The organism is Sorangium sp. So ce394 (genome assembly GCF_051474665.1).
GTDB lineage: Bacteria > Myxococcota_A > Polyangia > Polyangiales > Polyangiaceae > Sorangium > Sorangium cellulosum_D.
On the sequence record NZ_CP150339.1, the window covers coordinates 5,713,250 to 5,724,813 of the forward strand.

Annotated in this window: 11 protein-coding genes; 8 read left to right on the forward strand and 3 right to left on the reverse strand. The window is 72.6% G+C overall.

The window, feature by feature from the left end; translation table 11 throughout:
* Positions 1–61 precede the first annotated feature (61 nt).
* The 5 genes from WMF33_RS20925 (at position 62) to WMF33_RS20945 (ending at position 5,781) form a co-directional block, all read left to right on the forward strand.
* Positions 62–982: an ABC transporter permease gene (locus WMF33_RS20925; protein ID WP_437338799.1), complete on the forward strand. Its 921-nt coding sequence runs from the start codon at positions 62–64 to the stop codon at positions 980–982.
* Between the two features lie 2 nt (positions 983–984).
* Complete coding sequence (locus WMF33_RS20930) at positions 985–2,058, forward strand: ABC transporter permease (protein WP_437338800.1); 1,074 nt, start codon at positions 985–987, stop codon at positions 2,056–2,058.
* A gap of 41 nt (positions 2,059–2,099) precedes the next feature.
* Positions 2,100–3,113: an ABC transporter ATP-binding protein gene (locus tag WMF33_RS20935; RefSeq protein ID WP_437338801.1), complete on the forward strand. Its 1,014-nt coding sequence runs from the start codon at positions 2,100–2,102 to the stop codon at positions 3,111–3,113.
* Positions 3,110–4,126: an ABC transporter ATP-binding protein gene (locus WMF33_RS20940; protein ID WP_437338802.1), complete on the forward strand. Its 1,017-nt coding sequence runs from the start codon at positions 3,110–3,112 to the stop codon at positions 4,124–4,126. The genes WMF33_RS20935 and WMF33_RS20940 overlap by 4 nt, the downstream gene beginning before the upstream one ends.
* Before the next feature lie 125 nt (positions 4,127–4,251).
* Positions 4,252–5,781, forward strand: coding sequence for a hypothetical protein (locus tag WMF33_RS20945; protein ID WP_437338803.1), 1,530 nt, complete (start codon positions 4,252–4,254; stop codon positions 5,779–5,781).
* A gap of 186 nt (positions 5,782–5,967) precedes the next feature.
* Here the strand turns inward: WMF33_RS20945 and WMF33_RS20950 are convergent, their stop codons facing one another.
* On the reverse strand, positions 5,968–6,675 hold the full coding sequence (locus tag WMF33_RS20950) for a hypothetical protein (protein WP_437338804.1): 708 nt from the start codon (positions 6,673–6,675) through the stop codon (positions 5,968–5,970).
* Between the two features lie 169 nt (positions 6,676–6,844).
* On the opposite strand from WMF33_RS20950, the gene WMF33_RS20955 reads away from it, so the two are divergent.
* Complete coding sequence (locus WMF33_RS20955; RefSeq protein ID WP_044988516.1) at positions 6,845–7,195, forward strand: BolA family protein; 351 nt, start codon at positions 6,845–6,847, stop codon at positions 7,193–7,195.
* A 14-nt stretch (positions 7,196–7,209) separates the two neighbouring features.
* Positions 7,210–8,022 carry a metallophosphoesterase family protein gene (locus WMF33_RS20960; protein ID WP_437338805.1) on the forward strand — a complete coding sequence of 271 codons (813 nt, stop codon included), beginning with the start codon at positions 7,210–7,212 and terminating at the stop codon, positions 8,020–8,022.
* Between the two features lie 99 nt (positions 8,023–8,121).
* Here the strand turns inward: WMF33_RS20960 and WMF33_RS20965 are convergent, their stop codons facing one another.
* Positions 8,122–9,213, reverse strand: coding sequence for an Rpn family recombination-promoting nuclease/putative transposase (locus WMF33_RS20965; RefSeq protein WP_437338806.1), 1,092 nt, complete (start codon positions 9,211–9,213; stop codon positions 8,122–8,124).
* A 376-nt stretch (positions 9,214–9,589) separates the two neighbouring features.
* Entirely contained in the window at positions 9,590–10,261 is a 672-nt protein-coding gene (locus tag WMF33_RS20970; protein ID WP_437338807.1) for a CBS domain-containing protein, read from the reverse strand.
* A 475-nt stretch (positions 10,262–10,736) separates the two neighbouring features.
* Here WMF33_RS20970 and WMF33_RS20975 point away from each other — a divergent pair, with 475 nt between their 5' ends.
* Positions 10,737–11,564, forward strand: a complete 828-nt coding sequence (locus tag WMF33_RS20975; RefSeq protein WP_437338808.1) for a hypothetical protein — start codon at positions 10,737–10,739, stop codon at positions 11,562–11,564.

The window sequence follows — 11,564 nt, forward strand, 5'->3', positions numbered from 1 at the left end:
ACGCAAGGCGGCGGCATGACGAGGCGAGCGGCGCGGCACGACGGCCGGCAGGCGGCGCGCCATGAGCACCTACGCCGTCAAGCGGCTGCTCTCGATCATCCCCACGCTCTTCATCGTCGCCACCCTGGTGTTCATCCTGGTGCGCATCGTGCCGGGCGGCCCGTTCGATCAGGAGCGGGCCGTGCCCGTCGAGGTCCAGCGGCAGCTCGACGCCAAGTACCACCTGAACGATCCGGTGCTGAAGCAGTATGGCGACTGGCTCTTTGCGCTCGTCACCCGAGGCGATCTGGGCCCGACGTTCAAGTACCCGAACCGCACCGTCAACGAGATCATCGCCCTGAGCCTGCCCGTGTCGATGCAGCTCGGGTTCTGGGCGATGCTCTTCGCCCTGGCGATGGGCATCCCGCTCGGGATCGTCGGCGCCATCCGCCAGAACACCTGGAAGGACACGGCGGCCATGGGGGTCGCCATGGTCGGCCTCAGCGTGCCGCGGTACGTGCTCGCGCCGCTGCTCATGCTTGTCTTCTCGCTCAAGCTCTACTGGTTCCCCGTGGCCCGCTGGGAGACCTGGCGGCACATGGTGCTCCCGGTCATCTGCGCCGGATTGCCGGTGGCCGCCTACATCGCCCGGCTGACGCGCGGCGGGATGCTCGAGGTGATCCGCTCCGACTTCATCCGGACCGCCCGCGCCAAGGGGCTGTCCGAGCGCAAGGTCGTCCTGAAGCACGCGCTCCGGGGCGGTCTGCTCCCGGTCGTGAGCTTCCTCGGCCCCGGCTTCAGCGGCCTGCTCGTCGGCTCCCTCGTCGTCGAGAAGATCTTCAACATCCCCGGCATGGGCCGCTACTTCGTCGAAGCGGCCACGAACCGCGACTACAACCTCGTGATGGGGGTCATGCTCGTCTACGGCTTCCTGCTCATGCTCTTCAACGCGCTCGTCGACGTGGCGTACGCCTTCATCGACCCGCGCGTGGAGCTGCGCTGACCATGCCCGCCGCCCCCCCGCCGCCCGCCGCAGAGGCCGCCGCTGCCGGCGCCTCGCCCGCCCCGCCCGGCGACCTGCCGGCCGTCCCCGGCGGCGCGGCGCCGCGCCCCGCAGGCCCGCTGCGGCTCGATGCCCTCGAGCAGGGGTCGAGCCTCGGGCGCGACGCGTGGCGGCGGCTCCGCAAGAACCGCGCGGCGGTCGCCTGCGGCGCCGTGCTCCTCGCGATGATCCTCGCCTGCATCCTCGTCCCCGAGCTCTCCAGCTACCGGTACGACAAGGCCGACCTCAAGCTCGGCGCCCAGCCCCCGTCGCTCGCGCACTGGATGGGCACCGACTACTTCGGCCGCGACCTGATGGCCCGCGTCTTCTTCGGCGGGCGCATCTCGTTCGCCGTCGGCATCATCGCGACGCTCGTGAGCTTCGTCATCGGCGTGAGCTGGGGCGGCGTCGCCGGCTACTTCGGCGGCAAGGTCGACGCGATCATGATGCGCATCGTGGACGTGCTCTACACGTTCCCGTTCCTCATCCTCGTCATCCTGCTCATGGTCTTCTTCGCGAACGACCAGACGCCCCTCTACCGCGCCTGGAAGGTCGCGCTCGGCCTGTTCGTGCAGGATCCCTCGGATCCGAGCTATTTCCCCATCTTCCAGATCGTCGTCGTCTTCGCGGCCCTCGGCGGCATCTCGTGGCTCACGATGGCCCGCATCGTCCGCGGCCAGGTCATCGCGCTGCGCAGCCAGCCGTTCATCGAGTCGGCGCGCTCGATCGGCGTCGGCCACGCCGCGCTGATCTTCCGGCACCTCGTGCCGAACGCGCTCGGCCCGATCATCGTCTACACGACGCTCACCATCCCCGAGGTGATGATGACCGAGGCGTTCCTGAGCTTCCTCGGCCTCGGCACGCAGGAGCCGCTCTCGAGCTGGGGCCTGCTCGCGTCCACGGGCGCCGACGCGATGGACCTCTTCCCCTGGCAGCTCATCTTCCCGGCGCTGATGCTCGCGCTCACGCTGATCTGCTTCAACTTCCTCGGCGACGGGCTCCGCGACGCCCTCGATCCACGCATCCGAAAGGACTGAAGGGCTGCGCCGCCCCCGCGGCGCGCGCGCCCAGACGAACCATGCTGATCGAGGTCAACAACCTGAAGACCCACTTCTTCACCGAGGAGGGGGTGGTGCGCGCGGTCGACGGCATCTCCTTCAGCCTCGATCGCGGCGAGGTGCTCGGGATCGTCGGCGAGTCGGGCTCGGGCAAGAGCGTGACGAGCCTCTCGCTGCTCCGGCTCATCCCCGACCCGCCGGGGCGGATCGTCGGCGGCCAGATCCTGCTCGAGTCCGAGGGGGGCGTCGTCGAGGACCTCGTGGAGGCGAGCGAGACGCGGATGGAGCGCATCCGCGGCGACCGGATCGCGATGATCTTCCAGGACCCGATGACGTCGCTGAACCCCTACCTCCGGGTGAGCGAGCAGCTCATCGAGGTGCTGGAGCTGCACCGCGGCATGGGGCGCGCCGAGGCCCGCCGGCGCAGCGTCGAGATGCTGCAGGCGGTGGGCATCCCCGCGGCGGCGTCGCGGATCGACGACTACCCGCACCAGCTCTCGGGCGGGATGCGGCAGCGCGTGATGATCGCCATGGCGCTGCTCTGCGACCCGGATCTGCTCATCGCCGACGAGCCGACGACGGCGCTCGACGTCACGATCCAGGCGCAGATCCTGGACCTCATCCGGGAGCGGAAGGAGGCGCTCGGCGCGGCGGTCCTGCTCATCACGCACGACCTCGGCGTCGTCGCGAAGATGGCCGATCGCGTCGCGGTCATGTACGCCGGGCGCATCGTCGAGGAGGGCCCGGTCAGCGCCATCTTCCATGCCCCGCGGCACCCGTACACGATCGGCCTGTCGCGGTCGATCCCGCGGATCGAGGGCCCGCGCGGCGCCGACCTCGTCCCCATCCCCGGGATGCCGCCGTCGCTCGCGCGCCTGCCGCCGGGCTGCCCGTTCCACCCGCGCTGCGCGCACGCCGTCGCCGCGTGCCGCGAAGAGGCGCCGCTGCCTCGGGTCGTCTCGGGCGAGGGGGACAGGAGGGCGCTGCACGTCGTGCGGTGCCATGTCGAGGACGTCGCCGGACGAGCGCCATGACCACACCCGCCACACCTCCGCCGCTGCTCTCGGTGCGCGATCTCAAGGTCCACTTCCCGGTGCGGCGCGGCCTGCTCCAGCGGCAGGTCGGCACGGTGCGCGCGGTCGACGGCGTCTCCTTCGACGTCGGCCGCGGCGCCACGCTCGGCCTCGTCGGCGAGTCCGGCTGCGGCAAGTCGACGACGGGGCGGGGCATCCTGCGCCTCGTCCCACCCACGTCGGGGAGCGTGAAGATCGACGGCCGGGAGATCCTGACGCTCGAGCCGCGCGCGCTGCGCAAGGCCCGCCGCGAGATGCAGATGATCTTCCAGGACCCGTACGCGAGCCTGAACCCGCGCATGACGGTCCACGACCTCATCGCCGAGCCGCTCTTCACCCACGGCCTCGCCTCGTCGCGCGACGAGTCGCTCCGCGAGGTCGCGCGCCTGATGGAGCTCGTGGGGCTCTCGCCCTCGTACATGCGCCGCTATCCGCACGAGTTCTCCGGCGGCCAGCGGCAGCGGATCGGCATCGCCCGCGCGCTCGCCCTGAAGCCGAAGCTCGTGATCGCGGACGAGCCGGTCAGCGCGCTCGACGTGAGCATCCAGGCGCAGATCGTCAACCTGCTCGCCTCGCTCCAGCGCGAGCTGTCCCTCACGTACGTGTTCGTGGCGCACGACCTCGCGGTGGTCCGCCACCTGTCAAGCGAGATCGCGGTGATGTACCTCGGCCGGATCGTCGAGCGCGCCCGCCCAGATGCACTATTCCGCTCACCGCAGCATCCGTACACGCAGGCGCTGCTATCGGCGATCCCGATCCCGGATCCTGACCAGGAGCGCAAGCGGCGTCGCCTGACGCTCGTCGGCGAAGTGCCGAGTCCGCTGAATCCGCCCTCAGGGTGCCATTTCCACACCCGCTGTCCGTATGCGATGGAGCGGTGCAGCATCGAGGCTCCTCCGCTGGAGGAGCGCCGTCCCGGTCACTGGGCTGCTTGCCACCTCACCGAGTTACCCACCGCACCTACGCATCCGTGAAGTGATCCGGCGGAGCGCAGTTCCCCACATCGGTTGAGCTCGCTATCCAGACATGACGGGGAATGTCCGATGACAGGATTTTCCTGACCTCTGTTTGGGTCGAGGAGGTTAGGATCCTTGGACCGATGCCGCGAATTTCCGACGCCACGCTTCGCGCCCAGATCCCGACGGCCCTCCTCATCGGCGGCGATCAGGCGCTGCTAGAGCGCTGCCAGGCGGCAGCGATGGATGTGGGGATCGTCGTCAAGGCGTGCCCCGTATCGATGGCCGCGGCGCTGGCGGAGGAGCGCCGGCCGGTGGCCATCGTGGTCACGTCGTCGACCTACGCGCTGGCTCCCGACGGGTTCGAGGAGATCGCGCGCGAGGTGGTGAGCACGCTCGTGCGCGTCGACGAGACGCTGACGGACGACGAGCTCGGGGCGATGCTCGGCACGGCGGCGCGCGAGAGCCGCAAGCAGCGCTCGTGGCAGCACACGCCGGGGCGCTACTCGCTGACGCCCGCGGACGACGGCGCGGGGCCGCGCTCGGAGCGCTGGACCCTCGGGGCGATGACGGATGCGTCGTCGCGGCGCGACGCCGAGGCGACGCCGCTGCCGCGCTCCGGGCCGCGGAGCGCGGGCGCGCAGGATCTCGCGTTCCGCGAGCGCGTGGCGGCCGCCGTGGCCTCGCAGCGGCCGGAGCGCTTGGCGGCCGGAGGCCAGGGGGAGGCGTCGCACCGCCCGCTCGATCCGGCGGCGCCGCGCGCGGAGCGCCTGGGCGTGATGGCGTTGACGTCGCGCGCGCTGCCCTCGTCGCCGCCGGCGCCGACCGGCGTGGTGGTTGCGCGCCGGGACGCGTCGGTGCCGCCCGCGGGCAGGGCGGGCGCGTACGCGCGGCGGGACACGCCGATGCCGGGCTCGCAGCCGGCGGGCGGGTACGCGCGCCGGGATACGCCGGTGGCGGGCTCGCAGCTGGCCGCGACGTACGCGCGGGGAGCGACGCTGCCGGCCGCCGCGCATCCGCGGCGGGACACGCCGGCGCCGCTGTCGCGGCCGGCCGCCGCCTACCTGCGGCGCGAGGGGCAGCCGGGGGTCGCGGTGCCGCGGCGGGACACGCCGGCGCCGCTGTCGCAGCCGGCGGTGCCTGGCTCGTGGCAGGCGGCCGGGGCGTCGTCCCGGCGCGAGCCGTTGGCGCCGAGCTCGCGCCCGGCCGCGCCGAGCTCACGGCAGGCTGCGCCGAGCTCGCGGCCGGCCGCGCCGAGCTCGCGGCCGGCCGGGGCGTCGTCCCGGCGCGAGCCGCTAGCGCCGAGCTCGCGTCCGGCCGCGCCGAGCTCGTGGCCGGCGGCGCCCTTGTCGCAGCCGGCGGTGCCGAGCTCGCGGCGGGAGGCGCAGCTCGCCGGGGCGCCTCTTCGGCAGGAGACGCCGGTGCCGGCCTCGCAGCGCGGAGCGGGGTACCCGCAGCCGGAGATCACGGCGGGGCAGGTGGGCGCGGCACCAGCGCAGCGAGAGGCGCTCGCGCCGGGTGCGCTGGAAGGTGAGGCCCACGGCAGCCATTCCACCCCGCCGCCGAGCTCACACCGGGCCCCGCCTTCCTCCCGCAGAGCTCAGTTCCACGTCGACATCGCGCTCCTGTTCGACGAGCGCGGCCTGCCGCGCGCCGATCCAGAGGCGAAATGATCGATCGGCCGGGCTGGACCGGCGCGGGGCAACAGCGAGCGGGCTAGGGCGCCCGGAGGAGAAGGGGCCAAGCGCCACGGCGCCCAGGAGAGGCGGCAGCGGCCGTGCGTCTCCGCGCTCCGGCGATGGGCACGTCGGGCTCTCCCGCCAGCGCGTCGGGTTCTCCCGCGCTCGCGAGAGGTCGCCTCAGCCGCCGCCCGAGCCGCCGTCACCGCCCGAGCCGCCGCCACCACCATCGCCGCTCGAACCACCGCCACCGTCGCCGCTCGCGCCGCCGTCACCGCCCGAGCCGCCGCCACCATCGCCGCTCGCGCCGCCGTCACCGCGCGAGCCACCGCCGCCGCCCGCGCCGCCGTCACCGCCCGAGCCGCCGCCGCCGTCACCGCCCGCGCCGCCGCTGCCGTCTTCACACGATGGAGCGACGGTCAGCGACAGGCTCCGGGTGAGCGGCTCCTGCTTGCTCTCGCCGCCGAGGATCGGCTCGCCCGCGTCGCTCACGGCGGCGACGGTGATCTCGAGCTCACCGTAGCGTTCCTCGGGATCGAGCGCGCCGAGGCGCACGTCGATCACGCGGCCGGCCGCGGCGTTGTTCCTCTCGCCGCCGACGCTGAGCACGAGGTGCCCGCACTGCCGGTACGTCAAGCAGGTGCCGGGAGGGCGGAGGAGGAGCTCGGAGACCGTGACGCTGATCGGAACCGTCGGCACATCGTCGGACGAGGCGTCCGAGGGCTCCCCGATCGCGACGCAGGCGCCGTCCTTCGGGCTCACGATCTCGAGCTCTGGCACTCCGGTCGGGCCGGGGGCGGTCGACGTCTCATCGTCGCTGCAGCCGGAAGCGCCGGCGAGCCCGGCGACGAGGACGAGCGCGAGCCGCGCAACCATCGGAGATGCCATGCCGCGCGGTTTATCCGTTGGCGTGGCGCCGGGCAATCCCTTCGTCCATGGCGGCCATCTCGCGGCCCGCGGAGGGCCCTCCGGCCAGGGTCCCGGCGGGCGGGCGCCCCTCCGCGGCGGCGCTCATCGGGTGACCGGCGGCGCGGCCGAGGCTAAGCTTCGCGCGGCCATGACGACAGCGACGAGGCAGGAGTCGATCCAGAGCAAGCTCGCCCGCGCGCTCGAGCCCGTACACCTCGAGGTGGAGAACGAGAGCCGCATGCACAGCGTGCCGGCGGGCTCGGAGACGCACTTCAAGGTGCTCGTGGTGAGCGAGGCGTTCCGGGGCCTGAGCCCCCTCGAGCGCCACCGGCGCGTCAACGAGGTCGTGCGCGAGGAGTTCGGCGCCGGGCTGCACGCCCTGACGATCCGCGCGATGACGCCGGACGAGTGGGAGCGGCAGGGCAGCGCGGGCTTCCGCTCGCCCGCGTGCCTGGGCGGCTCCAAGGGGACGCCGGATCCCGGCGCGGCGTCGAGCTGAGCGGCGGGGCGCGGATGGAGCTCGTCGTCGCGCTCGTCTCGGACCTGCACTTCGGCCCGCAGGCGTCGTTCGGGGGCAAGCTGCGCAAGCTCACGGGCGAGGCGCCCGCGCTGACGCGCGCCTTCGTGGAGCGGATGAACGAGGTCACGCGGCCCGACCTCGTCGTGAACCTCGGAGACGACATCGAGGACGAGGGGCCCGAGGCGGATCGGGCGCGTTACGGCGAGTGCATGGCGGCGCTCCGCGGCGTGCGGGCCGAGCTCTTTCACGTCGCCGGCAACCACGACGTGATCCACCTGAGCGAGGCCGAGCTGCTGTCCGCCTGGGGGAGGCCCGAGGTGACGCGGCTCCACTACTCGTTCGACCGCGGCGGGTACCACTTCACGGTCCTCCACACGCGCGAGCGCAAGGATCACGACGTGTCGGTGGGGCCCGAGCAGCTCGCCTGGCTCGCCGAGGACCTCGCGGGGACCTCGCTGCCCAAGGTCGTGCTGATGCACCACAGCGCGGCCGATCAGGATCTCCGGGGCAACCGCTGGTTCGAGGGGAGCCCGCACATCTGCCTCGTGCGCGAGCGGCGCGCGATGCGGAAGCTCTTCGAGGAGCACGGCGTCCTCGCGGTCTTCAACGGCCACCTGCACTGGAACCACCTCGACGTGATCCGCGGCATCCCGTACGTGACGCTCCAGAGCTTGATCGAGAACCTCGATGACGACGCGCCGGGCCGCCCCGCGGCCGCGCACGCCGTGGTGCGCCTCGGCCCGAAGCGCGTCGTGGTCGAGATCGAGGGCGCGGAGCGGGCGCGGTACCAGTTCGATCGGCGGTAGGGGGCGTCCGCCGGCGGCTCCGCGGGCGCTTCACCTGCGGCCGGGGGTGCGGCCGAGCGGGCGGCCGCCTCCGGGCGGGCGTGGCGGCGTTTCCCCGGATCAGGCCCGCCGGGCGCGTTTGCGTGCCGCAGGGCGCCGCGCCGCTGCGGGGCGCTCGCCGTCCTCGGCGAGGACGTCCTCCGGCGTCGGGGCCGTGAGCACCCGCGTCGTCCAGGCGACGAGCGCCGCCTCGTCCGCGGCCAGGATCCGGGCGCTCACGTCGGCAGGCACCGCGCCGAACCGGGCCGCGAGCAGCTCCAGGAGCGTCTGTGCGCGCCCCTGCGCTCGCCCCTGCGCTCGCCCCTGCGCGCGCCCCTGCGCGCGCCCCCTGCGTTCGCCCCTGCGCTCGATCTCGTCCAGCGTCGTCACGATGGCCTCCTGGGCCCGCGGGCCCGCCGCCTTTTCCAAGAGCCGACCGATCTTCCGCACGCTGAAGCGCGCGTGCGTGGTCACAAGATAGCGCAAGAGCGCCTCCAGGGCAGCGAGCCCGCTCGGCGCCTGCAGCACCTCGTCCAGCGCGGCCGCGATGCGCCCGATCTCCCGCTCGAGCCGCGCGTCGTCGCCGGACACCGAGAGGCACCACAGCACCACCTTTCCCAGCGCCGTCAGCGCCTGCTCCACCAGATCGCCGGCGCGCCCGCCGCTCACGTCGATCAGGCGCAGCTCGAAGCGCGGCGTGTGCGGCAGGAGCGCCGCCCGCGCCGGTCCATCGATCGCGACGATGTCCTCGAAGGCCCTGGCCGCCGTCCACCCCGTGTCGCTGTGATGGACCAGCACCGGCATGACCGGCGGCAGCTTCTTCAGTCCCGGCTGTTCGCGGACGAGCTGCTCCCAGAGGCGCATCATGTACAGGCCCATGCGGAAGACCATCAGCGGCTCGACGTCGCGCTGCTGCTCGACGATCACGTGAAAGTAGACCCGCCCCTCTCCGATCCTGGCGGAGAGCACGAGATCGCTACGGCGGCTGCGCAGCGCGCGGTCGACGAAGCTGCCCTTCTCGACGCGCAGCGTGCCCCATCGCACTGCGGCGACCAGCGGCGGCGGCAGCGCGGCCTTCAGCAGGCCGACGGCGTGCTCGCGCTGGGAGAAGGTCCACTGGAACAGCGCATCGTGGGGCGAGCTCAGCGCACGCTTGCGCGGCGACTTCGGCATGGGGCAACCCTCGATGACCGACGCGCAGGAGGCAAGTCTTCGGCAGAGAAGCCGGGGCGCACGCGATAGGATGCTTTTCAACGCACGAATAGCGTGAGAGCGAGTATGCCAGTTTCTGCGATCTCGCATCGCATTCGGCGGCAAACAGGAGGCGTCCCGTGTAATGCACAAGGAAACTCCAGCGCTTGCTGGAGCGGCCCCGATTCGTTCTGAAATCGCCCCAGCATTCTCGAGGACGCCGGGGAGCCATCGGCTTCGACGCGCCGGTGCCGCTCGAGACCTCGATGTGTCGGCACGCGTCCCAGCGAGCCATCCTGTGGCCACGTCGATGTGCTGGTGAGGACAGCGATCGGCTGCCCTCCGGGCGCCGGTCGCCTCAGGCGGAGGTCGGCGGGACCGGCAGCACCCGCTCCACGAGGTAGCGGAGGATGTCCTCGGGCGTGATGATCCCGACGAGCCGCCCCTCGCGCACGACCGGCAGATGGTGGATCCGGTTCTCGCGCAGCAGCGTCATCACCTCGTCGGTGGGCATGAACTCGTCCACGCAGATCGGCGGGGTGCTCATCACGTCCGCGGCCGTCATGCCCTCGTACTCCTCGCGCAGGAGCGCGCCCAGGAGATCCGTCTCGCTGACGAACCCGACGATGTGGTGCCCCTCGTCGATGACCGGCGCGCCGCTCAGGTTCTGCTGCGCGAACAGCTGCAGCATGTCGGTGACCGGCGTGCCCTGCTCCAAAGCGATCACGCGCTCGGTCATCAGATTGCGCGCATGGCCCTTCATGGTCTGCGGCATGTAATGATCGAGGCGCAGCGGCGTCAAGGGCGCATCGACGCACCGCGCCGAGCAGTCCGTCCCGCCGCCGTGCGCCCCGCCCGCGGCGCGCCCCTCGATCGAGCGAACGCCGCGGACGGCCGCGCGCCGACGGGGCGCCCCCTGCCCGGACGAGCCAGCGCTGCCGTCGCCGCCGCCCCGCGACCCCGCGCCGCCGCGCCCCCGGCGTGTCGACGCGGACCCAGGGAACGCCGGCCACGCAGGTCGGCAGACCACGACGTCCTCGTCCTCCGCCCCGGCGACGCCAGCGCGACTCTCGGCGCCGACGACGCCCGCGACGAGCGCCCCCGCGCTCCGCCCGGCAGGAGGGTGGCTGTCAGCGCCTCAGCGGCGCCTCCGCCGCTCATCGCGCCTCCGTCCCCGGTGGGAGCATCGCTGTCCGTGATGGCGTGGACAGAGCGGTGGTCTCGCCCCGACAGAGCGATCGCTCCGCGGCACAAAAAAAAGAGCGTATTGCGTGCGCGTCGGTCTTTGCCACGCGGTTTATCAGTGACATCTTTCCACGTGTCGCTGTAGCGGAGATGACTCACGTCGGCCGCTCCGGCCTTGTAGACTTCTTCGCGGCTCGTGCATTTGAACCAAGATGTACGCACCGGCGTTCGATGCGAGCACCCGTGGTCCGCGTTCAGGCGCCGGTCGTTTCGGGAGCTCATGGGCGAAGAGCTCATGGGCATCCCAGGGGGCGTTAACCATGGAGCATTCGCCGAAGCTGGCTGCACTCGTCCTGGCCGTCGCCGCGCTCTGCACAGGCGCCTGCGCGGCCCCGCTCGACCCGGAACCCTCGGCCGAGGCCGAGGACGGCGACGCGTCCCAGGCCGTCGGGTCGAACAACGCGCTGACGTCGAACGCGCTGACGTCGAACGCGCTCACCGCCGAGGCGCTGACGTCGAAGGCGCTGACGTCGAACGCGCTCACCGCCGAGGCGCTCTCGGAAAACCCGCTCACGGCCGCGGCGCTCCGCGACCCGGCCGCGCGCACGGCGCTGAAGTACATCGCGAGCTGCGCGCTGCCGCGAGGCGAGCGCCTCGCCCTCACCATCGACGGCGACGAGCACTCCTTCCCGGGAGAGCTCGGCCTCGCGCCGCGCTGGGGAAAGGAGGGCGGATCCTGCGACGGCGCGTGCCGGAGCTGGGTCAGCGGCTGCGTCCTCGCCCGCGTCAACTACCTCGGAGAGCGGGTGAGGATCTCCCTCCGCGGCGATCGCGCGGAGCTCCTCGCCGACAAGGTCGAGCGCGCCGCGTTCCCCGTGCGGGAGGCGACGTACTACGGCGACATCTTCGCGGCGCGGCCCCTCTACCGCGCGTGCCTCCCGCAAGGGATCTCGGCCATCCCCCGCGTCTGCGGGCCGTCGCTCGAGACGTGCGCGATCGAGGTCGGCGGATCGTGCGAGCGCCTGTGCGACGCGCCGAGCAGCGACGGGAGCTTCCGGAACTGCCGCAGCACGGACCGCGGCCGCTCGGGCGAGCTCGCCGTCGAAGAGGTGCCGCACCCGGGCTCGGTCACCGTGTTCCTGCGCTGA

Bases quoted from the DNA above. Each gene is read 5' to 3' on its own strand.
- WMF33_RS20955 (WP_044988516.1), top strand. From the start codon at position 6,845: ATGACGACAGCGACGAGGCAGGAGTCGATCCAGAGCAAGCTCGCCCGC.
- WMF33_RS20950 (WP_437338804.1), bottom strand. From the start codon at position 6,675: ATGGCATCTCCGATGGTTGCGCGGCTCGCGCTCGTCCTCGTCGCCGGG.
- WMF33_RS20960 (WP_437338805.1), top strand. From the start codon at position 7,210: ATGGAGCTCGTCGTCGCGCTCGTCTCGGACCTGCACTTCGGCCCGCAG.
- WMF33_RS20940 (WP_437338802.1), top strand. From the start codon at position 3,110: ATGACCACACCCGCCACACCTCCGCCGCTGCTCTCGGTGCGCGATCTC.
- WMF33_RS20925 (WP_437338799.1), top strand. From the start codon at position 62: ATGAGCACCTACGCCGTCAAGCGGCTGCTCTCGATCATCCCCACGCTC.
- WMF33_RS20965 (WP_437338806.1), bottom strand. From the start codon at position 9,213: ATGCCGAAGTCGCCGCGCAAGCGTGCGCTGAGCTCGCCCCACGATGCG.
- WMF33_RS20935 (WP_437338801.1), top strand. From the start codon at position 2,100: ATGCTGATCGAGGTCAACAACCTGAAGACCCACTTCTTCACCGAGGAG.
- WMF33_RS20975 (WP_437338808.1), top strand. From the start codon at position 10,737: ATGGAGCATTCGCCGAAGCTGGCTGCACTCGTCCTGGCCGTCGCCGCG.
- WMF33_RS20930 (WP_437338800.1), top strand. From the start codon at position 985: ATGCCCGCCGCCCCCCCGCCGCCCGCCGCAGAGGCCGCCGCTGCCGGC.
- WMF33_RS20945 (WP_437338803.1), top strand. From the start codon at position 4,252: ATGCCGCGAATTTCCGACGCCACGCTTCGCGCCCAGATCCCGACGGCC.